The organism is Pseudomonas berkeleyensis (genome assembly GCF_014109765.1).
GTDB lineage: Bacteria > Pseudomonadota > Gammaproteobacteria > Pseudomonadales > Pseudomonadaceae > Aquipseudomonas > Aquipseudomonas berkeleyensis.
Genome location: NZ_CP059139.1, coordinates 592,500 through 617,831 on the forward strand (window position 1 = coordinate 592,500; position 25,332 = coordinate 617,831).

Consider the following 25,332-nt stretch of genomic DNA (forward strand, 5'->3'; position numbering starts at 1 on the left):
CCACTGATCAGGAGCCAACCATGCAGACTCTGTATCCGGAAATCAAACCTTACGCCCGCCATGAACTGGCGGTCGAGTCGCCGCATGTGCTCTACGTCGACGAGAGCGGCTCGGCGGACGGGTTGCCGGTGCTGTTCATCCATGGCGGCCCAGGCGCCGGCTGCGATGCTGCCAGCCGGCGCTATTTCGATCCGGCGTTGTATCGCATCGTCACGTTCGACCAGCGTGGCTGCGGCCGTTCGACGCCGCACGCCAGCCTGGAAAACAACACCACCCAGTCGTTGATCGCCGATATCGAGCGTATCCGTGAGCACCTGGGCGTCGACAAGTTCGTGCTGTTCGGTGGTTCCTGGGGCTCGACGCTGGCGTTGGCCTACGCTCAGGCGCACCCCCAGCGGGTACTCGGCCTGATTCTGCGCGGTATCTTCCTGTGTCGGCCGCAGGAGTTTCAGTGGTTCTACCAGGAGGGGGCCAGCCGGCTGTTCCCCGATTACTGGGAGGACTATCTGGCTCCGATTCCGGTAGACGAGCGGGGCGACCTGATGCAGGCGTTCTACAAGCGTCTGACCGGCGCCGATCAGATCGCTCAGATGCATGCCGCCAAGGCCTGGTCCACCTGGGAAGGACGCACCGCCACCCTGCGCCCCAACACCCAGGTGGTCGATCGTTTCAGCGATGCCCATCGGGCGTTGTCCATCGCTCGCATCGAGTGTCACTACTTCGTCAACGACGCCTTTCTCGAACCCGATCAGTTACTGCGTGACATGCCGAAAATCGCCCATTTGCCGGGCATCATCGTGCATGGCCGATACGACGTCATTTGTCCACTGGACAATGCCTGGGCGTTGCACCACGCATGGCCGAACAGCGAGCTGCAGATCATCCGTGATGCGGGGCACTCGGCGGCCGAGCCGGGTATCACCGATGCACTGGTGCGCGCGGCCGATGTGCTGGTGCGCCGCCTGCTCGATCTACCGCTGGAGGATGCGTGAAGCTGCTGATCCAGCGTGTCGCCAACGCGCGGGTCGAGGTTGCAGGTGAGGTGGTTGGCAGCATCGATCAGGGTTTGTTGGCACTGGTCGGTATCGAGCCGCAGGACGATCTGGCCAGCCTGGCCCGTGCCCTGCACAAGTTGCTGAACTATCGGGTGTTCAGCGATGACGCTGGCAAGATGAATCGCTCGCTGAAGGATGTCGGTGGTGGCCTGCTGCTGGTGTCGCAGTTCACATTGGCGGCCGAGACCAAGAGCGGTATGCGCCCCAGCTTCTCCAGCGCCGCGCCGCCAGCTCAGGGCGCTGCATTGTTCGATGGCCTGGTTGAACTGGCCAGAGCCGAGCATCCTCAGGTCGCCACCGGCCGCTTTGGCGCGGATATGCAGGTGCATCTGGTCAACGATGGGCCGGTGACTTTCCTGCTGGAAGTTTGAGGCGAGATGTAGGGCGTACTCGCCGCAGGCAGTACGCCGTTACGATCTCATGGAATGCATGGAGTACTAGTCGTGCCCTAGGCGGACTGTTCGCTGACGCTCCTGAGTCCGCCCTACAGCGGCCGGCGCTCCGAACCGCCCTACGTCCGCGAGCGTCTGCTGGGTCGTTCAGAACAACCTGGCCAGCAAAACCGGTACGGCCGTCTCCACCCGCAGGATACGTTCGCCAAGCTGTACGGGCTGCAAGCCTGCCGCCTGTTTCAGCAACTCCACTTCGTAGGGAATCCAGCCACCTTCCGGGCCTATGGCCAGGGTGACCGGCTCTGTGACCGCACGAGGGCAGGGGGGGAACTCGCCCGGATGGCCGACCAGCCCCAATGTGCCCGCCGCCAGTGCCGGTAGACGATCTTCGACGAAGGGTTTGAAGCGCTTCTCGATAACCACCTCGGGCAGCACGGTGTCGCGTGCCTGCTCCAGGCCAAGGATCAGTTGCTCGCGGATCGCCTCTGGCTCAAGAAACGGGGTTTGCCAGAAGCTCTTCTCCACGCGGTAACTGTTGACCAGCACCAGCCGCGGTACACCCATGGTGGCTACTGTCTGCAGCACGCGCTTGAGCATTTTCGGTCGGGGCAGGGCGAGCACCAGGGTCAACGGCAGCTTGGAGGGTGGCGTCTGGTTCAGCTCGACCTCGAGTTCGGCGTGCTCGCCGTCGAGGGTGAGCAGTCGACCTTGGCCCATCTGCCCGCCTAGCAGACCGACGCGCAGGCTATCGCCGGCTTGTGCGCGATGGACTTCATTGAGGTGTTTGAGCCGACGCCCGCTGAGGCGGGCGCGGCCAGCGCTGACGAAGTCAGCGTCTTCCAGCAGCAGCAGGTTCAAGACAGCGGTGCGGGAGGCTGGTCGGACGGGGTTTCATCCTCGTCTGGCGGCTCGCTCTGGCGCTTGCGGATCAGGCTGCCGGCCAGGATGCCCAACTCGAACAGTAGCCACATGGGCACGGCCAGCAGGGTCTGCGAGAAGATGTCCGGCGGAGTGAGGATCATGCCGACTACGAAGCAGCCGATGATCACGTAGGGACGGATCTTGCGCAGGTACTCGACGTCGACCACGCCGATCCAGATCAGCAGCACCACCGCTACCGGGATTTCGAACGCCACACCGAAGGCGAAGAACAGCGTCATCACGAAGTCGAGGTAGCTGGCGATATCGGTCATCATCGACACGCCTTCGGGCGTCACGCTGGCGAAGAAGTGGAAGATGATCGGGAACACCAGGAAGTAGGCGAAGGCCATGCCGGCGTAGAACAGGATGATGCTCGATATCAGCAGCGGTACGGCGATGCGCTTTTCGTGTTTGTACAGGCCGGGCGCGATGAAGCCCCAGACCTGGTGCAGGATCACCGGCATGGCCAGGAACAGCGCCACGATCATGGTCAGCTTGAATGGCGTCAGGAACGGTGAGGCCACGTCGGTGGCGATCATCGTCGCGCCTTCCGGCAGGTACTTGCGCAGCGGCGCGGAGACCAGGGTGTAGATGGTCTGGGCGAAGTAGAACAGGCAGAAGAAGATCAGGAATATCGCGCCCACGCAGCGTAGCAATCGGGTACGCAGTTCGGTCAGGTGCGAGACCAGGGGCATCTCCTGGTCGTTTTCAGGCAGGCGGCTCATGGTTTCGGCGTATTGTCCTGGCTGGACGCAGTGGTCGGCTGCTGCTGGGATGGGGCAGGCTGCGGCTCGGCTGGCGGCTGTTCAGCGGCTTGCACCTGTGCGGTTGCAGGCTGCTCAGTGTCGGCCGGCTTCTGTCCCATCAAGTCGTTCTTGGTAGCCTGCATTTCCCGCTCCAGTTGCAGGATCTGCTCGTTGTGCAACTGGCGACGAATCTCGTCGGCACCGATTTCCCTTTCGACTTCCGTCTTGATCGCATTGAAGCTGCGCTTGATGCGGCCTATCCACAGACCGGCCGTACGCGCAGCGCCCGGCAGGCGCTCGGGGCCGAGCACCAGCAGGGCGATCAGGGCGACCAGCAGCAGTTCGCTGAAACTGATACCGAACATGGCGTTATGTCAGTCCTTGCGGGAGGGCTCTTCCACCTTGGTCGCCTGAACGTCCACGGTGTGAGGTTGGTTCAGCGGTTGTTGCGCTTGTGGCTGCGGTGGTTGCTGTTGAGCGTCGGCTGGTTTGCCTTCTTCCTCGTTCATCGCCTTGCGAAAGCCCTTGATGGTTTCGCCGAGGTCGGAGCCGAGGTTCTTCAGTTTCTTGGTGCCGAACACCAGCACCACGACGATCAGGATGACTACCCAGTGTTTCCAGTCGAAAATACCCATGAAGCGAAATCCTCGCGATGATCAGTTGTTGTCTTGGCGCGCGGCTTTTTCCGTGTGTCCGGAAAGGCCGAAGCGGCGATCCAGTTCGTCCAGTACGGCCTGCGGATGCTGGCCGAGGGCGGCGAGCATGACCAGGCTGTGGAACCAGAGGTCGGCAGTTTCGTAAATCAGGTCGTCGCAGTCGCCACTGACGGCGGCATCCTTCGCCGCGAGGATGGTTTCCACCGACTCCTCGCCGACCTTTTCCAGAATCTTGTTCAGCCCCTTGTGGTAGAGGCTGGCGACGTAGGAGCTATCGGGCGCCGCGCCTTTGCGGGCCTCCAGCACTTCGGCCAGCCGGCTCAGGGTATCAGTCATGGCGCTGCTCCGCGGAATAGATTGCTGCCGGATCTTTCAGAACGGCTTCGACGGTTTTCCAGGTGCCGTCTTCCAGCACGCGGTAGAAACAGCTCTCGCGGCCGGTGTGGCAGGCGATGCCGCCCAGTTGCTCGACCATCAGCACGATGACATCGGCATCGCAGTCCAGGCGCAGTTCGTGCAGTTTCTGCACGTGGCCGGATTCCTCGCCCTTACGCCACAGCTTGCCGCGCGAGCGCGACCAGTAGATGGCGCGATTTTCGGCCGCGGTGAGCGCAAGGGATTCGCGGTTCATCCAGGCCATCATGAGGATGCGGCCAGTCTGGTGATCCTGGGCTATCGCTGGCACCAGGCCATCTTCGTTCCAGCGAATTTCGTCGAGCCAATCGTTCATCGGGATTCCGTGTCAGTTTCTCTGCCAAGTGTGCCAGTGCGGGTCGCCACTGGCTATCGGCGTACGACCAGATAGAGGCCGCCCGCAAGCATCAGCCAGGCTGGCCAGGCGACCAGCAAGGGCGCCAACCCCTGCACGGCACCGCCTGCGATCAGGGCTGCGCCGAGCAGGCGCAACGGCCACTGGCCATTCGTCGATTGCTGGCGCTGTTCGGGTTGCTGCAGGCGCTCCAGGGTTTCGCGGGCGATCTGCGACAGGTGCGGTACCTGTTCGGCCTGTTGTTGCAGGTTGCGCAGCAGGTGCAGCGGGCTGACGCGCTCGCGCATCCAGCGCTCGAGGAAGGGCTGGGCGGTGCTCCACAGATCCAGATCCGGGTACAGCTGGCGGCCAAGGCCTTCGATGTTGAGCAGGGTCTTTTGCAGCAAAACGAGTTGCGGCTGGACTTCCATGTTGAAGCGTCGAGCGGTCTGGAACAGACGCAGTAGCAGCTGGCCGAAGGAAATGTCTTTCAGCGGACGTTCGAAGATCGGCTCGCACACGGTACGGATGGCCGCTTCGAACTCGTTGACCTTGGTATCGGCCGGCACCCAGCCCGAGTCGATGTGCAACTGCGCGACCTTGCGGTAGTCGCGCTTGAAAAAGGCGAGCAGATTGCGCGCCAGGTAGTCCTGGTCTTCGTCGGTGAGGCTGCCGACGATGCCGCAGTCGATGGCGATGTACTGCGGACTCCAGGGCGTGCGGGTGCTGACGAAGATGTTGCCGGGGTGCATGTCGGCATGGAAGAAACTGTCGCGAAAGACCTGGGTGAAGAAAATCTCCACGCCACGTTCAGCCAGGAGCTTCATGTCGGTGCGCTGGTCGGCCAGGGTGGTCAGGTCGGTGACCGGGATGCCGTAGATACGCTCCATGACCAGCACTTGAGGGCGGCACAGATCCCAGTACACCTGGGGCACGTAGAGCAGCGGCGAGCCTTCGAAATTGCGCCGCAGTTGGCTGGCGTTGGCAGCTTCGCGCAGTAGGTCGAGTTCGTCGAAGATGGTTTTTTCGTAGTCGCTGACCACCTCCACCGGGCGCAGACGGCGGGCGTCGGCAGAGGCTTTCTCGGCGACGCGGGCGATCAGGAACAGCCAGGCCAGATCCTGGCGGATCACCGGCTTGAGGCCAGGCCTCACCACCTTGACCACCACTTCCTCGCCGCTCTTGAGCTGCGCGGCATGCACCTGGGCGACAGAGGCGGAAGCTAGCGGCTGGCTGTCGAAGCGGGCGAACAGCTCGCTCACCGGGGCGCCGAGCTGGCGCTCGATCAGGGCGATGGCCTGAGCTTCGGGGAAGGGCGGCACCTGATCTTGCAGGCGCGCCAGCTCATCGGCGATGTCCGGCGGCATCAGGTCGCGGCGGGTAGACAGCAGTTGGCCGAACTTGATGAAGATCGGCCCCAGGTCTTCCAGAGCCAGGCGCAGGCGTGCGCCACGTGACAATTGCGAAGGCTTGCGTGGCAGCCAGCGCCAGGGCAGCAGCCAGGACAGGGCGCGCAGCCACACTGGCAACGGGAGTTCCAGCAACAGATCGTCCAGCTGATAGCGGACGATCACGCGCTGGATGCGCAGCAGGCGGCGAACGGCGAGTAGTTTCATGCGTCGGGCTTAGGTCGTTGGCTCAGGCGCTCAATGCGTGCTTCGAGGCGGTCGAGGGCGAGTTTGAGTTGATCGAGTTCGGCGAAGCGGGCGTCGGCCTCGCGTTGGCCGACCAGCGTACGGGATTCTTCGCTCAGGTAGTCGGCCAGATCCTGGCGCAGGCTACTGGCCGCACCGGCGGCGAGCCCCACGCGTACGCGCAGGTGGCCCGCGAGCAGGGTGCTGGCCACCGGGCCGAGCCAGCGCGACAGCTCGTATTCCCAGTCCAGCTCGAGATCCTGAAGAATCCCGGCCAGTTGCAGCAGCACGGCACTGTCACCATCGAGCGACACTTCCGGGCGATGCAGGACGGCTGTCTTGTCACGGCTCAGCGCCAGGCGGGCCAGGCTGGATGCCGGGGCGTTCAAGGTGCAGTCGGCTTCTGCATGCCACTGCGCGGCCAGTTGCAGGCCATCACCGCTCGGCAGGAGGAACAGCTCCAGAGCAGGGCTCTGGCAGCGCACGGCAATGACTTTGCCACTCAGTGCCTGCAAGCGCGGCAAGGCCGTGCCGTCGAGGCTGAGAACCCGGTTGAGGCCCGTTTCGACGCCTGCCAGCAGCCCTGTTATGAGCATTAAGGCTTGATGCCGCGGTGCAGGGCGACGATGCCGCCGGTCATGTTGTGATAGGTCACGCGCTCGAAGCCGGCATCGACCATCATCGCCTTGAGGGTTTCCTGATCCGGGTGCATGCGGATCGATTCGGCGAGGTAGCGGTAGCTTTCCGAGTCGTTGGTGATCAGCTTGCCGGCCAGCGGCATGAAGCTGAACGAGTAGGTGTCGTAGACCTTGGCCAGCAGCGGGTTGCCTGGCTTGGAGAACTCCAGCACCAGCAGGCGGCCGCCGGGCTTGAGGACACGCAGCATCGAGCGCAGGGCATCTTCCTTGTGGGTGACGTTGCGCAGGCCGAAGGCGATGGTGACCACGTCGAAGTGGTTGTCGGGGAAGGGCAGCTTCTCGGCATCGGCCTGGACGAACTGCACGTTGCCGGCCACACCCTTGTCCAGCAGGCGGTCGCGGCCGACCTTGAGCATGGAGTCGTTGATGTCGGCCAGTACCACTTCGCCGGTCGGCCCGACGATGCTGGCGAACTTGCGGGTCAGATCACCGGTGCCGCCGGCGATATCCAGCACGCGATTACCTGGGCGCACGCCGGAAAGCTCGATGGTGAAGCGCTTCCACAGGCGATGCAGGCCGCCGGACAGCACGTCGTTCATCAGGTCGTACTTGGCCGCCACCGAGTGGAATACTTCGGCCACCTTTTCCGCTTTCTGGCTTTCCGGCACGTCCTGGAAACCGAAGTGGGTGGTGGGTTCCTGCTCGTGGGCCTTGCGTGGATCGCTCATGTCGCTCTCACCAGGTAAAAAACCTGGCCATTCTAAAGCCGCCTGCTGCCTTTGTCTTGCCTGGGTGCCCGCTCGCCCGATGGGCTGGTAGAGTGATGTGACCTCATGCCGCAGCCATGCGGCGCGCTGCCAGTCCAAGGAGTTGCCATGTCCCGTATTCGTGTCGAACGATCCCACTCCCTCGGTCGCGAGGGGGCTCGCGAAAAGGCCGAGCGCCTGGCCGAGCGCCTGGCCAGCGAATACGACGTGCGCTATCGCTGGAACGGCGACACCCTGGAGTTCAAGCGCAGTGGCGCAGACGGCAGCATTGCCGTGGGCGAGGACACGGTGCGTGTCGAGCTCAAGCTCGGCCTGTTGCTGTCGCCCATGGGCGGGATGATCCAGCGCGAGATCGAGCAGGTGCTGGACAAGTCGCTGGCCTGAGAACGGTTGCCAGCCGGTAGGGTGCGCTGTGCGCACGGCCGCTGGTTCGCTTGAACAGGCGTGCTGTTGCCGGCGCCTAGTATGCGATTTCTAATTTTTCTCCTTAGGGTGTACCCAAGCCTGCATTCCGTGGGCGTTTCCGCTAACTGTCAAAGCGCGTGAGGTGCACCATGTCGAAAGTCGCCGTGAAGAAAAAAGTCGAAACCGTGGTCGAAGACAAAGCCGGCCTGTTCGAAGATGTGAAGGGCTATGCCCGCAAGATCTATCTCGCTGGTCTGGGTGCTTACGCCAAGGCCGGTGCAGAAGGCTCCGAGTACTTCAAGGAGCTGGTCAAGGCCGGCGAAGGCGTTGAGAGCAAAGGTAAGAAACTGGTCGATGAGCAGGTCGAGGCTGCCAACAGTCAGATCGAGTCGGTGAAGAAAACCGTCAATAGCAACGTCACCAGCGTTAAAGGCAAAGTCGAAGTTCAACTCGACAAGATCGAGAAGGCTTTCGATACTCGTGTGGCTTCCGCTCTGAACCGTATCGGCATTCCGTCCAAGCAGGATGTTGAAGCACTCTCTGCTAAGCTGGATGAGCTGAGCGCGTTGCTCGAGCATGTCGCGCGTACCAAATAAGGAGATCAGGATGGCTGTTAAGAAGAAAACCGAGAAACAGACCAGCTCCTGGATCGGCGAGGTCGAGAAATACTCGCGTCAGATCTGGTTGGCAGGCTTGGGCGCTTACTCCAAGGTCAGCAAGGACGGCACCAAGCTGTTCGATACGCTGGTCAAGGACGGCGAGAAGGCTGAGAAACTGGCCAAGAGCGAAGTCGACAAGCAGGTTGGCGCGGTGAAAGCCGGCGTTGGCAGCAAGGTCGGCTCCGCCAAGTCCAAGGTCGATGAGGTCAAGGACAAGGCAATTGGCAAGTGGGGTGAGCTGGAAGAGGCTTTCGACAAGCGTCTGAACAATGCCATCTCGCGTCTGGGCGTGCCCAGCCGCAATGAGGTGAAGGCATTGAACGACAAGGTCGACAGCCTGACCAAGCAGCTGGAAAAAATCACCGGTGTATCGGCGAAGTCGGTGGCCAAGCCCGCAGCCAAGGCTGCGCCTAAGCCTGCCGCGAAAGTAGCTGCCAAGCCGGCTCCGAAAGCTGCTGCCAAACCCGCTGCTAAACCTGCGGCCAAGCCAGCAGCGAAAGCAGCCGCTAAGCCCGCAGCCAAACCTGCCGCGAAACCGGCAGCTGCAGCCAAACCGGCAGCCGCCAAACCTGCAGCCAAGCCCGCTGCTAAACCTGCTGCGAAGCCGGCAGCCAAGGCCGCAGCGAAACCCGCTGCCAAGCCAGCGGCAGCCGCCAAACCAGCCGCTAAGCCAGCAGCCAAACCGGCGGTGGCGAAGAAGCCGGCCGCGAAGAAACCTGCTGCTCCCAAGGCAGTTGCGCCAAAACCGGCAGCACCGGCACCTGCAGCCGCTGCTACCCCGGCCGCTGCACCGGCTCCGGCTGCCACTCCGGCGACCCCAGCCACTCCATCCTGAGTTTCTCGGGATCACAAGCGCCCGGCCTAGTGCCGGGCGTTTGCGTTTCTGCTCGTAGGGTGGGCCATATGCATCAACCGTGGATGCGGCTCAGCTTTGTAGGGCGGGTGTAACCCGCCATTTGCGCTCTGGTGGGTTGCATCCGCCCTACATTCCCAGCGTGTCATTGGCGTGCGCACGGCTGCGCATCAGGCTTCCAGGTAGCGCTGCGCCAGATGCTCGACGGTGCCGCGTGATGGCTGATTCAGATGGGGCGCGACCAGCATCATGATCTGGTACACCACCAGGCGCACTTCACCTTCCTGGCCAAGAATGCGTTGGTAGTCGAGAGAGAACAGCAGGGTCAGGGTGATCTGTTCGACCAGTTGACCGAGTGACCGAGTGTCACTGCCCAGCTGCCCATCGGCCATCAGGCGGGCGAGCAAGGCAGCCAGGGTGCGTTTGAGTGCGTTCAGCCAGTGGCGAATGCCACGCGCCAGTTTCGGCAGGCGCCCTGCCAGGTTGGACATGTCCTGGAAGAGAAAGCGGTACTGCGACAGACGCTCGACGATCAGGTGCAGGAACAGCCAGTAGTCTTCGACGTCCAGTTGGGCTTCGGCGGGCGGGTCGAGCAAAGGCGCCATCTCGCTCTGGAAACGTTCGAACAGCTCCAGTACCAGCGGCTCCTTGCCGTGGAAGTGATAGTAGAGATTGCCCGGACTGATCTCCAGCTCGTTGGCGATCTCCAGGGTCGAAACGTTGGGCTCGCCCTGCTCGTTGAACAGCAGCAGGGCCGTTTGCAGAATGCGTTCGCGGGTTTTCATCCGTGGTTTCTTGTTCGACTGGGCGCGAAGGTCTGACGATAACTGGCCGGCGTGCTGCCGGCCACCGCTTTCAGCGGATATGCACGTAGGTGCCGGGCGCCGCCTCCATGGCCGGATGGTTCTGATTGCCCAACGCGACCAGAGTCTCGCGTTGTGCGCCGGAGCGTGCCTGAATCCACTCCAGCCACTGCGGCCACCAACTGCCCTGCTGGTGCTGGGCATCGTGGTACCAGGCACGTGGGTCTGAGGTGAGCTTGGCGTTCTCGTAGTAGTTGGCCTTGGGGTTGCCCGGCGGATTGAGAATGCTCTGGATATGCCCGCTGTTGGACAAGATGAAGCGGCGGTTGCCACCGAGCAGCAGGGTCGAGCGGTACACCGCGTCCCAAGGGGTGATGTGATCGTTGATGCCGGCCACGCTGAAGCTGTCGACGTTGACCTTGGCCAGATCCACCGGTGTACCGCAGACCTCCAGACCGCCGGCACGACTGAGCGGGTTGTGCTTGAAGAAGTCGATCAGGTCGCCATGCAGTGCGGCGGGCAGGCGGGTGCTGTCGTTGTTCCAGTAGAGGATGTCGAAGGCCGGAGGCTGCTTGCCGAGCAGGTAATTGTTGATCCAGTAGTTCCAGATCAGGTCGTTGGGACGCATCCAGGCGAACACCCGGGCCATGTCGCGGCCGTCCAGAACGCCTTGCTGGTAGGAGCGGCGCTTGGCCGACTCGAGGGTTTCCTCGTCGGCGAAGAGCATCGCCGGGCTGTCGATCTGGCTGTCGAGCAGGCTGACCATGTAGGTGGCGCTGGAAATCTTGCGCAACTGGCGGCGTGCCTGCAGATGCCCTTGCAGGGCAGCGATGGTCAGGCCGCCGGCGCAGGCACCGAGCAGATTGACATCCTTGCTGCCGGTAATCGCGCGGCAGGCGTCGACCGCTTCTTCCACCGCTTGCACGTAGCTCGACAGACCCCACTCGCGGTGCCGCGGGTCGGGATTGCGCCAACTGATCATGAAGGTCTGCAGGCCGTTCTTCAGTGCGTACTGGACGAAGCTCTTGTCGTTGGACAGGTCGAAGATGTAGTACTTGTTGATCTGCGGCGGCACGATCAGCAGCGGCCGCAGGTACTGCTTCTCGCTCATCGGCTTGTACTGGATCAGCTCCAGCAGCTCGTTGCGAAACACCACGGCACCCGGTGTGGAGGCCAGATTGCGACCGACCTCGAAGGCGTGCTTGCTGACCTGACTGGGCAGGCCATCGTTGTGCAGCAGGTCATCGAACAGATGGCGCAGACCTTTGAACGCACTGCTGCCGCCGGTGTTGAACAGTTCTTTGAGTGCCTGCGGGTTGAGCGGGCTGTTGGAAGGCGACAGCGCGTCGCTCACCAGAGAGGCGAGAAAGCGCGCGCGGGCGCGGTCATCGGCTGACAGATCACTGTCGTCGATCCATGCCGCCAGTTGCTTCTGCCACGCCAGATAGGCTTGCAGGCTGCGTCGATAGAAGGGGTTGAGGTGCCAGGTTGGATCGGCGAAACGTGCATCCTGTGGATTGACCTTGTGCAGCGTGTCGCCGAGTAGTACCCGGCCAAGCTGGCCGCCGAAGGCAAGCAGGTGACGGCCGCTGCGTACCGGGTTTTTCAGGCCCTGGGCGGCCAGTAGGCGCATGGTGGACAACAGATCGCGGCCGCGTACGCCGACCACGGCGCTCTGGGCATTCATGAAGCTGGCAGGTGCCGGCAGTGAGGCCGGGTTCGACTTGTCTCGCATGGTGTAACACTCCATCGTCAAACCGTCTGGCAGGTCGTTGAAACGACTTGCAAGAGACTTTTATGGCGCGGACTGCCTGACGCGCACCTTGTGCTTGTGCATGCTACTCAGCAAGCCCTGTACCAGGCGCGCAGGAAGTGCATTCCAGAGCGCCGCGTCGAAAATGCAAGAGGCCGCAAGCGGCCCCTTTGTCGAGCATGTAGAACATTGCGCACTAAGCTGGTGCGGTCAATGCTGGCGTACTGGCGTGGGCTGCGGATGCATCACCGCGCGCTGCCGCTCCTCCTCGAGAAACTTCATGATGATCGGGGCCACCGCTTCGGCGCGGGTCACCAGGAACAGGTGGCCGTCGTCGATCACGTGCAATTCCGCGTTGGGAATGCGCCAGGCCAGCAGGCGCATGTTGATCAACGGAATCAGCGGGTCGTCGTCACCAGCCATCACCAGCGTCGGTTGGCGAATCTTGTGCAGCCAGTGGATGCTGGTCCAGCCGAGGCCAGCGAAGAGCTGCCAGTAGTAGCCCATCTTGCCGCCGGAGCGCACCTTGCTCGCGTGTGCCATGGCTAGCTTGGGATCGCGACGGAAGGCGCCACCGTAAATGTCCGGGGCGATGCGCACGCCGTAGGACGGCTGCACGTAGCGCCGCGGGCTGGCCATGCGCCAGAGCACCTTGGGCTTGCCCGGAACCATCACCGCGCCCGCCGAGGTGGCGGCAAGGATCAGTTTCTTGCAGCGCTCGGGATAGTCATGGGCGAACTGCTGGGCCAGGGCACCGCCCCAGGACACGCCGATGGCATTGACCTGACCGTAGTCGAGGTAATCCAGCATTCGCGCCGCCAGCTTGGCCAGGCCGGGAAACCGGTAGGGCGTGGCCGGAGTCGATGAGCCACCAACGCCAGGAACGTCGAAGGCGATGATTTCCAGCTCCGGATCGAGGGCGGCGACGAAGGGCATCACCAGCTCCAGGTTGGCGCCAATGCCGTTGAAGATCAGCAGCGGCACCAACTGGCTGTTGCCCGGCCGCACCGCGGTGCGGATGGTCTGCCCATCGAGATCGATGGTGCGGAATACGAATGGTTGCGGCATGGGCGCAGCCCCTATGGAGTTGAGCGCTGGAGGCGGCCGTCCGGGCTACCTCCAGGGTTACCAGGATGAACCTGGTTAGCCACGTCCTAACTGGCGCGTGGCGTGCGGCACTTCCCGGTGCCGCTGCGGTTGATACTGACGATCAGCGTTCATGTACATAGGTGCCCGGGGCGGCTTCGCCGGCCGGGAACTTCTTGTTGCCCAGTGTGGTGGACGCATTCTTGGTCTTGCCTGAGCGCTCGGCCAGCCAGGTCTGCCAGTGCAGCCACCAGGAGTCGGCGTGCTTGGTCGAGCTTTCCTGCCAGGCCTTCGGATCCAGCGGCATCTCGCTGTTGGTCATATAGCGCGCCTTGGGGTTGCCTGGCGGGTTGAGGATGCTCTGGATATGGCCGCTGTTGGACAGCACGAACTCGCACTTGCCACCGAACAGGTGGGCCGACTTGTAGCAGGAGTCCCACGGCGTGATGTGGTCGGTGGTGCCGGCGACGACGAAGAAGTCGCAGGTGACCTGCTTGAGGTCGATCGGCGTGCCGCAGACTTCCAGCGCGCCCGGACGGGTCAGCGGGTTGGTCTGGAACATCTCGATGAACTCGCCGTGCAGGGCGGCAGGCAGGCGCGTGGTGTCGTTGTTCCAGTAGAGGATGTCGAACACCGGCGGCTCGTTGCCGAGCAGGTAGTTGTTGACCCAGTAGTTCCAGATCAGGTCGTTGGGGCGCATCCAGGCGAACACCTTGGCCATGTCGCTGCCTTCCAGTACACCGGCCTGGTAGGAGCGACGTTTGGCCGCTTCCAGGGTTTTCTCGTCGGCGAACAGGGCGACCTGGGTGTCGAGTTGGGTGTCGAGCACGCTGACCAGCAGGGTCAGGGCATTGACCTTCTGCTGGCCGAGAGCGGCGTAATGGCCGAGAAGAGAGGCGGTGGTCAGGCCGCCGGAGCAGGCGCCGAGCATGTTGACGTCCTTGCTGCCGGTGATGGTGCAGATGACGTCGATGGCTTCCTTGAGCGCCTCGATGTAGGTGGACAGGCCCCACTCGCGTTGTGCCTTGGTCGGGTTGCGCCAACTGACCACGAAGGTCTGCACCTGGCTGCGCAGGAGGAAGCGCGCCAGGCTCTTGTCCGGCGACAGGTCGAATACATAGAACTTGTTGATCTGCGGCGGCACCACCAGCAGCGGGCGTTCGTGCACGCTCTCGGTGATCGGCTTGTACTGGATCAGTTCCAGCACGTCGTTGCGAAACACCACGGCGCCATCGGTGGTGGCGAGGTTCTTGCCGACCTCGAAGGCTTCCATGTTCACCTGGCTGGGCATGCCGCCGTTGTGCACCATGTCCTTGGCCAGATGCGAGAGGCCGTCGAGCAGGCTCTTGCCGCCGGTTTCGAAGAAGCGTTTGACCGCTGCCGGGTTGGCCATGCTGTTGCTTGGTGCCATGGCTTCGGTCATCAGGTTGATCACGAAGTGGCCGCGACTGGCGTCCTGCTCGGACAGCGAGCTGTGCTCGATCCAGTCGTGCAGCTCCTTGCGCCAGGCCAGGTAGGTCTGCAGGTAGCGGCGATACAGCGGGTTCTGGCTCCAGGCCGGGTCGGCGAAGCGGCGGTCGCCGTCTTCAGGCTTGAGCGCGGATTGGCCGAGCATGACGTTCTTCAGCTCGAGGCCGAAATGGGCGACGTGCTTGACGCTATGAAAGGGTTGCTTGAGTGCCTGGGAGAGCACCATACGGGCAGATGTCAGGAGATCCTTGCCGCGGATACCAATCACCGGGTTGAGTCCCAGGGTGTTTTCCGAGGCCTGGCGTTTCAGGTCTTCGTTATTCTTATCACTCATCTACGACGCTCCATTGTCCTGAGACGAATACCGGCCTGCGAGGGCGCTCGGCGACACAGGGCCTGGTACTGCTCGGGTTACCGGGGGCGGATCGAGTCCGCGTATTTCGTTGCACCTGGCACAGCCAAATGCAGGGAACCTGCCAGTTCCTTGGTTACCCGAGTTTTTGAAGTTAAGCAAGCTGCTCGATGGCGCAGGAGTATGCCGCGATAGATTAGAAAACGCGCTCTAACTGTCGCTAACGTGACTGCATGTGTGGAGGGCGGACGCTCTGCGACGAGGCTTTTGCCACGGTTCAGAGCATCAGGCGGACGACTGACTCGCTGGGGTCGCGAGATTTTCCGGCAGCGCTGAGTTCGGCCAGATAGTCGGCCCACAGCGCGTCCTGGCGTGTGGCCAGTTCGTACAGGTATTCCCAGGTGAACAGGCCGCTGTCATGGCCGTCGTCGAAGCACAGTTTCAGTGCGTAGTTGCCAGCCGGTTCGATGCGCTCGAGGCCGACGTTGAGCTTGCCCGTCTGCAGGATGGGTTTGCCATGCCCCTGTACCTCGGCCGAGGGCGAATGCACGCGGAGGAATTCGGCACTGAGCTGATAGCTCTGCTCGCCATAGCGCAGCTCCAGGGTTTTCGAGGCCTTGTGCAGTTTGATCGCGCTGGGGATGGGCATGGCTGATTTCCGTGATCTTTTCAGGCGCTACGCCCAGGTGAGTGATTGCACCGTCCTGTAGGAGCGGATTTATCCGCGAATATCGCGGCTGAAGCGGAATGCCGCCCAACCGCTCCTACAGAATGACGCCGGCCAGCGGCGACTGGATCGTGCTCCTGGGCTTACAGGATATAACGCGACAGGTCTTCGTCCTGCGCCAGCTCGCCGAGGTGGCCGTTGACGTAGGTCGCGTCGATGCGGATCGGCTCGCCGTTCTGCTGACCGGCCAGGTCGCCGGCGCTGAAGGAAACCTCTTCCAGCAGACGCTCGAGCAGGGTGTGCAGGCGACGGGCACCGATGTTCTCGGTCTTCTCGTTGACCTGCCAGGCGATCTCGGCCAGACGCTTGATGCCGTCTTCGGTGAACGCGATGTTCAGGCCTTCGGTCTGCAGCAGCGCGCTGTACTGCTCGGTGAGCGAAGCGTGCGGCTCGGTTAGGATGCGCTCGAAATCCTGCGGGCTCAGCGCCTTGAGTTCGACACGGATCGGCAGGCGGCCTTGCAGTTCCGGCACCAGGTCGCTCGGCTTGGCCAGGTGGAAGGCGCCCGATGCGATGAACAGGATGTGGTCGGTCTTGACCATGCCCAGCTTGGTGTTGACCGTGCAACCCTCGATCAGCGGCAGCAGGTCGCGCTGCACGCCCTCACGGGATACGTCGGCGCCACCGGTATTGCCGCGCTTGGCCACCTTGTCGATCTCATCGATGAACACGATGCCGTGCTGCTCGACCGCTTCCAGGGCGCGGGCCTTGAGTTCTTCCTCGTTGACCAGGCGTGCGGCTTCTTCGTCGCGCACCAGCTTGAGGGCGTCGGCGACCTTGAGCTTGCGGGATTTCTTCTTGCCCTTGCCCATGCTGGAGAACAGGTTCTGCAGCTGGTTGGTCATTTCTTCCATGCCCGGAGGGGTCATGATTTCCACACCCATGGGCGACTCGGCGACTTCGATGTCGATTTCCTTGTCGTCCAGCTGACCTTCGCGTAGGCGCTTGCGGAACAGTTGGCGGGTGTTGGAATCCTCGCTGCGCACCGGCTCGTCGCCGAAACCCTGGCGGGCTGGCGGTAGCAGGGCGTCGAGGATGCGCTCTTCGGCGGCATCTTCGGCGCGATGACGCACCTTGGTGATTTCCTGCTCGCGGAGCATCTTCACCGCGGCATCGGCCAGGTCGCGGATGATCGATTCGACGTCACGGCCGACATAGCCGACCTCGGTGAACTTGGTCGCTTCGACTTTCAGGAACGGCGCATTGGCCAGCTTGGCCAGGCGACGGGCGATCTCGGTCTTGCCGACGCCGGTCGGGCCGATCATCAGGATGTTCTTCGGCGTCACTTCCTGGCGCAGGTCGGCAGGCAGTTGCATGCGCCGCCAGCGGTTGCGCAGGGCGATGGCGACGGCGCGTTTGGCGTCGTCCTGGCCGATGATATGGCGGTTGAGTTCGTGGACGATCTCGCGGGGCGTCATGGACATGGAATTTGGCTCGCTATCGGAAAACTGTAAGAACCTGTTCTGCCGCATCGGGAACAGGTTCTGAGGCAGTGGACGCTACTCGGCAGCGTCCAGTTCCTCGATGGTCTGATGATGGTTGGTGAACACGCAGATGTCGCCAGCGATGCCCAGTGCGGTTTGTGCCACTTCGAGGGCGGACAGATCCGTCTTCATCAGCAGGGCGCGCGCCGCGGCCTGGGCGAAGTTGCCGCCGGAACCCATGGCGATCAGGCCTTCTTCGGGTTCGACCACGTCGCCGTTGCCGGTGATGATCAACGAGGCGTCCTTGTTGGCCACTGCCAGCATGGCTTCCAGGCGGCTCAGGCTGCGATCGGTACGCCAGTCCTTGGCCAGTTCGACCGCAGCACGCACCAGGTGGCCCTGATGTTTCTCAAGCTGGCCTTCGAAGCGTTCGAACAGGGTGAAGGCGTCGGCGGTGGCACCGGCAAAACCGGCCAGTACCTGACCGTGGTACAGGCGACGGACTTTCTTGGCGTTGCCTTTCATCACGGTGTTGCCGAGGGAAACCTGGCCGTCACCGGCCATGACGACCTTGCCGTGGCGGCGGACTGAAACGATGGTGGTCAAGGGGAGAGTCTCCACGCAGCGGGGCGAATTGCCCGGATGAACTCTCAGATGGGGTGCCCGCCGCGGCTTTTCAACCGACGGCGGGGAAAACGCCGATCAGCGTACCTGACGCTGCTGTAACAGCAGGTTGCTGAAGCCGCCGGCAGCCAGGCTCTTCTGCGCTCCGGCCAGTTGCTCACGACTGGCGAATGGGCCAACCAGTACGCGGTGCCAGGTCTTGTCCGATACCGTGCCGGACTCGACCCGCACGTTCTGCCCGAGCAAGAGGATTTGCGCGCGCATGCTCTCGGCCTTGTCCTTGCTGGGGAACGAACCCGCCTGCAGGAAGAACTGGGTGGTGACCGGTGCGACCTGCGCTGAGGCGATGACTGGCGGAGCGGGCGGTGGTACTTCACCGTTGAGCGCCGCCTCGGCGCGTGCAGCGTCGATCTTGGCCGCCTCTTCGGGAGTGACCGGCTTTGGCGTTGGTGCAGGCGGCGGTGTTTCCTCCAGCGCCTGCGGCAGGATCACCTCGGATTCCGGCAGCAGTGTGTAGAAATCGTACTTGGGCCTGCTCGGCTCGGGCTGCGTTGGCTTCGGCTCGGGCTTGGTGCTGCGCACCTGCTCGGTCTTGTCGCGCTTGATCTCGTCACGGCCGGGCTCAAGGCTGAACAGAAACACGAAAAAGCCGCCGATCACCAGGCCGCAGGCGAGCCAGATCCAACCCGGTACCGGCTTCTTCGCCGGGGCCTGATAGCGACTGGCGCCGCGTTTCGGTGCCGGCTTCTTGCGCGCAGCCATTTACATCCGCTCCAGGGTTTCCAGGCCGAGCAGCTCCAGGCCCTGCTTGAGCGTGCGGCCGGTCAGGGCGGCCAGGCGCAGGCGGCTCTGCTGGGTGGCTTGCTCTTCGGCGGTGAGGATCGGGCAGTTCTCGTAGAAGCTGGAGAACAGCCCGGCCAGATCATAGAGGTAGGTGCACAGGGTGTGCGGCGTACCTTTGTCGGCAACGTTGCCGAGCACTTCTCCGAACTGGGCGAGCTTGGCGGCCAGGGCCTGCTCCTGTTCGGCGACCAGCTGGATTTCGCCACCGATTTCGTCGACGCCCTTGCCCAGCTTGCGGAACACGCCGGCCACGCGGGTGTAGGCGTACAGCAGGTAGGGTGCGGTGTTGCCCTCGAAGCTGAGCATCAACTCGAAATTGAAGCTGTAGTCGCTAGTGCGGTGCTTGGACAGGTCAGCGTATTTCACCGCGCCGATGCCCACGGCGCGGGCGATCTGGCGCAGCTCGTCCTCTTCGAGGACGATGCCTTTGCTCTCGTTGAGCGCCTTGACCAGCGCATAGGCACGCTGTTCGGCTTCGTCGAGCAGATCAATCAGCTTCACCGTGCCGCCGTCGCGGGTCTTGAACGGACGGCCGTCGGCGCCGTTCATGGTGCCGAAACCCATGTGCTCCAATTGCATGCCGGCATGGACGAAGCCGGCGCGGCGCGCCACTTCGAAGGCCATCTGGAAGTGCAGGGCCTGGCGCTGGTCGACGAAGTACAGCACGCGGTCGGCCTTCAGCACTTCGCTGCGGTAGCGCATGGCGGCCAGGTCGGTGGTGGCGTAGAGGTAGCCGCCACCGGCTTTCTGCACGATAACCGGCAGCGGGTTGCCTTCGGCGTTCTGGTATTCGTCGAGGAAGACACACTGCGCGCCGTTGTCCTCGGTCAGCAGGCCCTTGTCGCGCAGGGCCTGGACGATGCCCGGCAATTCGGCGTTGTAGGCGCTTTCGCCCTTGACGTCGGCCATGCCCAGTTTGACGCCGAGGCGGTCGTAGACCTTCTGGCAGTGCGACAGGGAGATGTCGTTGAAGCGGTGCCAGAGTTTCAGGCACTGGGCGTCGCCGGCCTGCAGCTGAACGACCAGTTCGCGGGCACGGTCGGCGAATTCGGGGGAATCGTCGAAGCGCTTCTTGGCGGCGCGGTAGAAACCTTCGAGGTCGGCCAGCTCGCTTTCGGCGGCTGCCGGATTCTCTTCCATGAAGGCCAGCAGCATGCCGAACTGGGTGCCCCAGTCGCCCACGTGATTCTGGCGGATTACCTCATCGCCGAGGAACTCCAGCACGCGTGCCACGCCGTCGCCGATGATGGTCGAGCGCAGGTGGCCGACGTGCATTTCCTTGGCCAGGTTCGGCGAGGACAGGTCGATGACCACGCGCTGCTTGGCGCCGGTCTTGCGCACGCCGAGGTGTTCGTCGGCCAGGGCCGCTTCCAGGCGCTGAGCCAGGGCATCGCTGTTCTGAAAGAAGTTGAGGAAGCCTGGGCCGGCGATCTCGACCTTGCTGATCTGCGCGTCGACCGGCAGTGCGGCGATCAGTTTCTCGGCCAGGTCGCGCGGTTTCATGCCGGCCGGCTTGGCCAGCATCATGGCGATGTTGCTGGCGAAGTCGCCGTGGCTCTTGTCCTTGGTGTTCTCCACCTGGATGGCCGGCGTCAGGCCTGCAGGCAGCACGCCATCGGCGGCGAGGCGGTCGAGGGCTTGCTGGATCAGGTGGCGAATACTGTCTTTCATGGTCGGCTCGGTTGGCCCGGGGGCTTTAGTCGAAAACTGCGCATTATAAAAGCAGCGGCAAGCTGTAGGCCACAAGCGGCAAGGAAAAGCGTGCTGCGTTTAGTGGGTAGGGTGGGCTTCAGCCCACCAAGGCTGGCCGCTGTTGGTGGGCTGAAGCGGGACGCCGCCCGGCCCACCCTACGGACTGCCGGAGTTCGCTTGCGACGCTCGTTCCTACAAAAGCCGGCATGCAGTTCAGAACAGGTCGATAGGGTCGACGTCCAGCGACCAGCGTACCGCGCGACCGCTGGGCATCTGCTCCAGGGCATGCAGCCAGGGCGTGAGCAGGCGGTGCAGCGCTGCGCGGGCATTGCCCTGAACCAGTAGCTGCGCGCGGAAGCGGCCGGCGCGGCGTTCCATCGGGGCCGGCACTGGGCCGAGCAGTTCGATGCCGGAAAGGCCAAGTTCGTTCAGCAGCAACTCGGCTTCATGGCAGGCTTCGTCGAGAAAACCTTCGGCCTGGCCCGGCTTGTGCGCCTCGGCGCGCAGCAATGCCAGGTGACAAAACGGCGGCAACCCGGCAGCCCGACGCTCGCTCAGGGCCTGCTCGGCGAAGGCGAAGTAGCCTTGTTCGGTGAGCTGAACCAATAGCGGATGGTCGGCCAGGTGGCTCTGGATGATCACCTTGCCGGGTTCCTCGGCACGCCCGGCGCGGCCAGCGACCTGGACGATCAGCTGTGCCATGCGTTCGCTGGCGCGGAAGTCGGCGGAGAACAGGCCGCCGTCGGCATCGAGGATGGAGACCAACGTGACCCGCGGGAAGTGGTGCCCCTTGGCGAGCATCTGGGTGCCGACCAGGATGCACGGTTCGCCTTTGTTGATGGTGGCGAACAGACGATCCATCGCGCCTTTTCGCGAGGTACTGTCGCGGTCGATGCGCAGCACCGGGTAGTCGGGGAACAGCACGGCCAGGCGTTCCTCTGCGCGTTCGGTGCCTGCGCCGACCGGGCGCAGGTCGACGTGCTGGCATTTGGGGCAGTTGCTCGGCTGACGTTCGACGTGGCCGCAGTGGTGGCAGCGCAGTTCCTGATAGCGCTGATGCACGGTCATGCGGGCGTCGCAGCGCGGGCATTCCGATAGCCAGCCGCAGTCGTGGCAGAGCAGGGTCGGGGCGAAACCGCGGCGATTGAGGAACACCAGCACCTGCTGGCCGGCCGCCAGGGTCTGGGCGATGGCCTGCTGCATCGGCCCGGATATGCCCGAGTCCAGCGGCCGGCTTTTCACATCCAGGCGCAGGAAGCGTGGCTGGCTGGCGCCGCCGGCACGTTGGGTCAGCTTGAGCAGGGCGTAGCGGCCGCTGTGGGCGTTGTGCAGGCTTTCCAGCGAGGGCGTGGCCGAGCCGAGCACGATCGGCACGTCTTCCTGGCGTGCGCGTACCAGCGCCAGATCGCGGGCGTGGTAGCGCAGGCCTTCCTGCTGTTTATAGGAGGCGTCGTGTTCTTCGTCGACGATGATCAGTCCCGGATTCTTCATCGGCGTGAACAGTGCCGAGCGTGTACCGATGATGATGTCGGCCTCGCCATCGCGTGCCGCCAGCCAGGCGTCCAGGCGTTCGCGGTCGTTGACTGCCGAATGCAGCAGGGCGATGCGTGCGTTGAAGCGACGCGCGAAGCGGTCGAAGGTCTGCGGGCCGAGGTTGATCTCGGGGATCAGTACCAGCGCCTGCTTACCGGCCTGCAGGCACTGATGGATCAGTTGCAGGTAGACCTCGGTCTTGCCGCTGCCGGTGATACCGGCGAGCAGAAAGGCATTGAACTGGTTCCAGCCCGATGCCACGGCATTCACTGCGGCGCGTTGTTCGCCGTTCAGTGGTAGTTCAGGCTGTGCCAGCCAGTGCGCCGGTTTCGCATGGGGTTGGGTACGGCGCACCTCGACTCGTACCAGGCCCTTTTCATGCAGCAACTGCAAACTGTCGCGATTGAGTTGCAACTGGCTGAGCAGGCCGTGAGCCACGCCATGCGGGTGTTGTGCCAGCGCCTTGAGTGCGTCGCGCTGGCGCGGTGCGCGGGCGAGGCGCGGGTCGTCGACACTTGCACCGGCATTGACCAGCCAATAGCGCTCCTGGCGGGTCTCGGCAGGTTCGCCCTGGCGCAGCAGCACGGGCAGTGCCCAGCTCAGCGTGTCGCCGAGGCTGTGCTGGTAATACTGAGCTGTCCACAGGCACAGCTTGAACAGCGCCGCCGGAAGCGGTGTGCGGGCGTCGAGCAGCTCCAGAGCCGGTTTGAGCTTGTCAGCCGGCACCTCGCTCTGCGTGTCGGTCTCCACCAGTACCCCGATCATCTCGCGCCGGCCAAAGGGCACGCGCAGGCGCACGCCAGGTTGTAGCGCGCTGCGTGGCACGCCGGCTGGGGCGCGGTAGTCGAACAGGCGGCGCAGCGGCGAGGGCAGGGCGAGGCGCAGGATCAGGTCGGGCAAGCCAGAAGCTCCATTGACAGGCGGGCGATCTTAGCACGCGACGGCCGGCGCCTTGCGTGGCTTGCATCGCTGTACGCGTCTGGTAAGATGCGCGGCCTATTTCTGTGCGGTGCCTGACATTGGTCGGGTGGCGGCACGACTACCCCGAGGAAAGCACCATGAAAGCCGATATCCATCCGAACTACGTCGAAATCGATGCTACCTGCTCCTGCGGTAACGTGATCAAGACCCGCTCCACCCTGGGCAAGAACCTGAGCCTCGACGTTTGCTCCGAGTGCCACCCGTTCTACACCGGTAAGCAGAAAGTGCTGGACACCGGCGGCCGTATCGATCGCTTCAAGCAGCGTTTCGGCGTATTCGGCGCCAAGTAAGCGACCGAACGAAAACGGAATCTGGCATGCGCCACTCCGTGATACTGAAAAAGGCGTCCCTGGTGGGCGCCTTTTTCGTTTCTCTGCTGTGTGTCGAGCTGGCCCAGGCATTCTGCCCGCTGCGTGCAGATCTTGCCCAAGTCGCCGTGCGCCAGGTGGTCGATGGCGACACCGTGCGTCTGGTCGACGGGCGCAGCATTCGTTTGATCGGCATCAATGCGCCTGAGCTGGGGCGCAAGGGGCGCAGCGACGAGCCTTTCGCCGTGCAGTCCAAGCGCCGCCTACAGGCGCTGGTCGATGCCAGTGACGGGCGTGTCGGCCTGCTCTACGGCAAGCAGCGCAAGGATCGTTACGGGCGCACGCTGGCCCATCTTTATGATCGTCAGGGGCGTAACCTCGAAGCGCAGCTGCTGGCCGAAGGGCTGGGCTTCATGGTGGCCGTGGCTCCCAATAACGAGCTGGTGCGCTGCCACACGGCGGCCGAGCGCCAGGCCCGCAGCAAGCACCTCGGCTTGTGGCGCGACGAGCAGCTGAAGACGGCTGGTCAGCTACGCAGTGGTGGCTTCGCTTTGCTCGGCGGGCGCGTTGCCAGCGTACAGCGCAATCGGGGTGGTCTCTGGATTGATCTCGATGGCGGTCGGGTGCTTCGGGTGGCGCCTGAGTTGCTTGGTGAGTTCGATGTACGCGCTTTGCAGCAGCTCGAAGGGCGGCAAGTGGAGGCGCGTGGCTGGGTCATCGATCGCCAGCGTCGCGGTGGCTTGAAATCCGGACAGGCACGCTGGATGCTGCCGATTACCGATCCGGCGATGTTGGAGGTGGTTCGATGATGCGTGTTCTCGTGGCTGGCCTGGTGTTCTCGTGGTTGGCCGGTTGTGCGGTCAATCCGGCCACTGGCCGCAACGACTTCGTGATGATGAGCGAGCGCCAGGAGCTGGATCTCGGTGCCCGCTACAACCAGGAAATCGCCAAGGAAAATCCGCGCTACAACGACGCCAAGCTGCAGGCTTATATCCAGCGCGTTGGCGAGCGGGTGGCGCGTGCCAGTCACCGCAATCAACTGAACTACGTGTTCACTCTGGTCGATAGTCCTGATGTCAACGCTTTCGCATTGCCCGGTGGCTACATCTATATCCATCGTGGCCTGCTGGCGTATCTCAACTCCGAGGCTGAGCTGGCAGCGGTGCTTGGTCATGAGGTCGGCCACGTCACGGCGCGCCACAGCGTGCGCCAGCAAAGCCAATCCACGGCCTGGGGCTTGCTGGGACAGGCGGCGGCCATTGGCACGGGTGTAGGCGCGCTCGGCGATCTGACCAGTGTGATGGGCAATGCCTTCGTCCGTGGCTACGGCCGTGATATGGAGCTGGAGGCCGACGGCCTCGGGGCTCAATACCTGGCGCGCGGCGGCTATGACCCGCAGGCGATGATCGAGGTGGTGCGCGTTCTGAAGAATCAGGAAGACTTCGCGCGTGATCAGGCGGCCGCGCGCGGCGAGGCACAGCCTGCAGGCGGCTACCACGGTTTGTTCAATACCCACCCGGACAACGACCGGCGCCTGAAAGAAGTGATCGGCCCTGCCCAGGCGCTGGTCGGCGGCTCCCAGGAAGTGGGGCGTGACACCTTCATGCAAATGATCGATGGCTTGGTGTTCGGCGACTCGGCCGACAGTGGCATTCGTCGTGGACGGAGTTTCTATCACGGTCCGCTGGATTTCACCCTGAGCTATCCGCAGGGTTGGCAACTGGTCAACCGTCCTGATGTGCTGATTGGTCACACCGAGGACGAACAGGCTTTCATCGCCATGACTCTGGAGGCGGCCGACAAGGCACTGACACCGGCTGAATACCTGCGCAAGCGCGCTGGCAACCAGCGCCTGGTGGCGGGCGAAGAGCTACGCCTGGGTTCGCTGCAGGGCTACACCGCAGTGTTGCAGGGACAGTCGGCCAGGCGAGTGGCGGTGATCTATCGTGGCGACGGAGCGTACCTGTTCGTGGCCGGTTTGAAAGGGCAGGCATCACTGGAAACCGAAGACGAGCGTTTCCTGTCGGTCATCCGCAGTTTCCGTCCGCTCAAGGCCGAGGAGCGCAAGCTGGCTGAGCCGGTGCGCCTGCACACGACGCGCGCCAAGGGCGGGCAAACCATGGCCGCGCTGGCCAAGGAAAGTCCGTTGCAAAGCGGTGCAGAAGGGCAGCTGCGACTGCTCAATAATCTCTACCCAAGTGGCGAGCCGAAGGCGGGTGAGTGGCTGAAAATCCTCCGCTAATGGCTTGTAGTAAAACTACA

At 63.3% G+C, this 25,332-nt stretch carries 27 protein-coding genes; 8 read left to right on the forward strand and 19 right to left on the reverse strand.

Annotated features, from left to right (window positions below; translation table 11 throughout):
• Positions 1-20: 20 nt before the first annotated feature.
• Positions 21-992: a prolyl aminopeptidase gene (gene pip / locus HS968_RS02760; RefSeq protein WP_182370049.1), complete on the forward strand. Its 972-nt coding sequence runs from the start codon at positions 21-23 to the stop codon at positions 990-992.
• On the forward strand, positions 989-1,426 hold the full coding sequence (gene dtd, locus HS968_RS02765; protein ID WP_182370050.1) for a D-aminoacyl-tRNA deacylase: 438 nt from the start codon (positions 989-991) through the stop codon (positions 1,424-1,426). Before pip ends, dtd begins: the two co-directional genes overlap by 4 nt.
• A 168-nt stretch (positions 1,427-1,594) precedes the next feature.
• On the opposite strand, the gene HS968_RS02770 is transcribed toward dtd, so the two are convergent.
• The 9 genes from HS968_RS02770 to ubiE are packed head-to-tail and all read right to left on the reverse strand — an operon-like array spanning position 1,595 to position 7,518.
• Positions 1,595-2,305: a 16S rRNA (uracil(1498)-N(3))-methyltransferase gene (locus tag HS968_RS02770; protein ID WP_182370051.1), complete on the reverse strand. Its 711-nt coding sequence runs from the start codon at positions 2,303-2,305 to the stop codon at positions 1,595-1,597.
• Positions 2,302-3,093 (reverse strand): twin-arginine translocase subunit TatC, encoded by a 792-nt coding sequence (gene tatC, locus HS968_RS02775; protein WP_182370052.1) that lies wholly within the window; start codon positions 3,091-3,093, stop codon positions 2,302-2,304. Before tatC ends, HS968_RS02770 begins: the two co-directional genes overlap by 4 nt.
• Positions 3,090-3,479 (reverse strand): Sec-independent protein translocase protein TatB, encoded by a 390-nt coding sequence (gene tatB / locus HS968_RS02780; RefSeq protein ID WP_182370058.1) that lies wholly within the window; start codon positions 3,477-3,479, stop codon positions 3,090-3,092. The genes tatC and tatB overlap by 4 nt, the downstream gene beginning before the upstream one ends.
• A 9-nt stretch (positions 3,480-3,488) precedes the next feature.
• The gene (locus tag HS968_RS02785) at positions 3,489-3,749 is read right to left on the reverse strand and encodes a twin-arginine translocase TatA/TatE family subunit (protein ID WP_119692145.1); all 261 of its coding nucleotides are present in this window, start codon (positions 3,747-3,749) and stop codon (positions 3,489-3,491) included.
• A gap of 21 nt (positions 3,750-3,770) precedes the next feature.
• Positions 3,771-4,106 carry a phosphoribosyl-ATP diphosphatase gene (locus HS968_RS02790; RefSeq protein ID WP_119692144.1) on the reverse strand — a complete coding sequence of 112 codons (336 nt, stop codon included), beginning with the start codon at positions 4,104-4,106 and terminating at the stop codon, positions 3,771-3,773.
• The gene (gene hisI, locus HS968_RS02795; RefSeq protein ID WP_119692143.1) at positions 4,099-4,500 is read right to left on the reverse strand and encodes a phosphoribosyl-AMP cyclohydrolase; all 402 of its coding nucleotides are present in this window, start codon (positions 4,498-4,500) and stop codon (positions 4,099-4,101) included. The genes HS968_RS02790 and hisI overlap by 8 nt, the downstream gene beginning before the upstream one ends.
• A 53-nt stretch (positions 4,501-4,553) precedes the next feature.
• Positions 4,554-6,134: a ubiquinone biosynthesis regulatory protein kinase UbiB gene (gene ubiB, locus HS968_RS02800; RefSeq protein WP_182370059.1), complete on the reverse strand. Its 1,581-nt coding sequence runs from the start codon at positions 6,132-6,134 to the stop codon at positions 4,554-4,556.
• On the reverse strand, positions 6,131-6,748 hold the full coding sequence (locus HS968_RS02805) for a ubiquinone biosynthesis accessory factor UbiJ (protein ID WP_179623636.1): 618 nt from the start codon (positions 6,746-6,748) through the stop codon (positions 6,131-6,133). The genes ubiB and HS968_RS02805 overlap by 4 nt, the downstream gene beginning before the upstream one ends.
• Positions 6,748-7,518, reverse strand: a complete 771-nt coding sequence (ubiE, locus tag HS968_RS02810) for a bifunctional demethylmenaquinone methyltransferase/2-methoxy-6-polyprenyl-1,4-benzoquinol methylase UbiE (RefSeq protein ID WP_119692140.1) — start codon at positions 7,516-7,518, stop codon at positions 6,748-6,750. Before ubiE ends, HS968_RS02805 begins: the two co-directional genes overlap by 1 nt.
• Positions 7,519-7,665: 147 nt before the next feature.
• Here ubiE and HS968_RS02815 point away from each other — a divergent pair, with 147 nt between their 5' ends.
• From HS968_RS02815 to HS968_RS02825, 3 genes are all read left to right on the forward strand, one after another.
• Positions 7,666-7,941 carry a polyhydroxyalkanoic acid system family protein gene (locus HS968_RS02815; RefSeq protein WP_013713710.1) on the forward strand — a complete coding sequence of 92 codons (276 nt, stop codon included), beginning with the start codon at positions 7,666-7,668 and terminating at the stop codon, positions 7,939-7,941.
• Between the two features lie 170 nt (positions 7,942-8,111).
• Complete coding sequence (locus tag HS968_RS02820) at positions 8,112-8,558, forward strand: phasin family protein (protein WP_182370060.1); 447 nt, start codon at positions 8,112-8,114, stop codon at positions 8,556-8,558.
• 10 nt (positions 8,559-8,568) lie between these two features.
• Positions 8,569-9,456 (forward strand): phasin family protein, encoded by an 888-nt coding sequence (locus HS968_RS02825; protein ID WP_182370061.1) that lies wholly within the window; start codon positions 8,569-8,571, stop codon positions 9,454-9,456.
• Positions 9,457-9,644: 188 nt separating this feature from the next.
• On the opposite strand, the gene HS968_RS02830 is transcribed toward HS968_RS02825, so the two are convergent.
• The 10 genes from HS968_RS02830 to HS968_RS02875 all read right to left on the reverse strand — a co-directional run bounded on the left by HS968_RS02830 (position 9,645) and on the right by HS968_RS02875 (position 22,681).
• A complete protein-coding gene (locus HS968_RS02830; protein WP_179623638.1) occupies positions 9,645-10,259 on the reverse strand; it encodes a TetR/AcrR family transcriptional regulator in 615 nt (204 codons plus the stop codon).
• 70 nt (positions 10,260-10,329) lie between these two features.
• Positions 10,330-12,012 (reverse strand): class II poly(R)-hydroxyalkanoic acid synthase, encoded by a 1,683-nt coding sequence (gene phaC / locus HS968_RS02835; protein ID WP_182370062.1) that lies wholly within the window; start codon positions 12,010-12,012, stop codon positions 10,330-10,332.
• A gap of 228 nt (positions 12,013-12,240) precedes the next feature.
• Entirely contained in the window at positions 12,241-13,098 is an 858-nt protein-coding gene (gene phaZ / locus HS968_RS02840) for a poly(3-hydroxyalkanoate) depolymerase (RefSeq protein WP_119692136.1), read from the reverse strand.
• Positions 13,099-13,240: 142 nt separating this feature from the next.
• Positions 13,241-14,920, reverse strand: a complete 1,680-nt coding sequence (phaC, locus tag HS968_RS02845; protein ID WP_182370063.1) for a class II poly(R)-hydroxyalkanoic acid synthase — start codon at positions 14,918-14,920, stop codon at positions 13,241-13,243.
• A gap of 295 nt (positions 14,921-15,215) precedes the next feature.
• A complete protein-coding gene (locus HS968_RS02850) occupies positions 15,216-15,587 on the reverse strand; it encodes a gamma-butyrobetaine hydroxylase-like domain-containing protein (protein ID WP_179623640.1) in 372 nt (123 codons plus the stop codon).
• 161 nt (positions 15,588-15,748) lie between these two features.
• A complete protein-coding gene (gene hslU, locus HS968_RS02855; protein WP_119692133.1) occupies positions 15,749-17,089 on the reverse strand; it encodes an HslU--HslV peptidase ATPase subunit in 1,341 nt (446 codons plus the stop codon).
• A gap of 75 nt (positions 17,090-17,164) precedes the next feature.
• The gene (hslV, locus tag HS968_RS02860; protein ID WP_004372920.1) at positions 17,165-17,695 is read right to left on the reverse strand and encodes an ATP-dependent protease subunit HslV; all 531 of its coding nucleotides are present in this window, start codon (positions 17,693-17,695) and stop codon (positions 17,165-17,167) included.
• Between the two features lie 96 nt (positions 17,696-17,791).
• Positions 17,792-18,475: an SPOR domain-containing protein gene (locus tag HS968_RS02865; protein ID WP_119692132.1), complete on the reverse strand. Its 684-nt coding sequence runs from the start codon at positions 18,473-18,475 to the stop codon at positions 17,792-17,794.
• Complete coding sequence (argS, locus tag HS968_RS02870; RefSeq protein WP_182370064.1) at positions 18,476-20,227, reverse strand: arginine--tRNA ligase; 1,752 nt, start codon at positions 20,225-20,227, stop codon at positions 18,476-18,478. It abuts the gene before it with no gap.
• A gap of 234 nt (positions 20,228-20,461) precedes the next feature.
• Positions 20,462-22,681 (reverse strand): primosomal protein N', encoded by a 2,220-nt coding sequence (locus HS968_RS02875; RefSeq protein WP_182370065.1) that lies wholly within the window; start codon positions 22,679-22,681, stop codon positions 20,462-20,464.
• Between the two features lie 158 nt (positions 22,682-22,839).
• On the opposite strand from HS968_RS02875, the gene rpmE reads away from it, so the two are divergent.
• Genes rpmE through HS968_RS02890 form a run of 3 tightly spaced genes read left to right on the forward strand, consistent with a single transcriptional unit; the run spans position 22,840 to position 25,312 of the window.
• Entirely contained in the window at positions 22,840-23,052 is a 213-nt protein-coding gene (gene rpmE / locus HS968_RS02880; RefSeq protein WP_003459015.1) for a 50S ribosomal protein L31, read from the forward strand.
• A gap of 26 nt (positions 23,053-23,078) precedes the next feature.
• Positions 23,079-23,879: a thermonuclease family protein gene (locus HS968_RS02885; RefSeq protein ID WP_182370066.1), complete on the forward strand. Its 801-nt coding sequence runs from the start codon at positions 23,079-23,081 to the stop codon at positions 23,877-23,879.
• Positions 23,876-25,312 carry a M48 family metalloprotease gene (locus tag HS968_RS02890; RefSeq protein WP_182370067.1) on the forward strand — a complete coding sequence of 479 codons (1,437 nt, stop codon included), beginning with the start codon at positions 23,876-23,878 and terminating at the stop codon, positions 25,310-25,312. Before HS968_RS02885 ends, HS968_RS02890 begins: the two co-directional genes overlap by 4 nt.
• Positions 25,313-25,332: the final 20 nt, after the last annotated feature.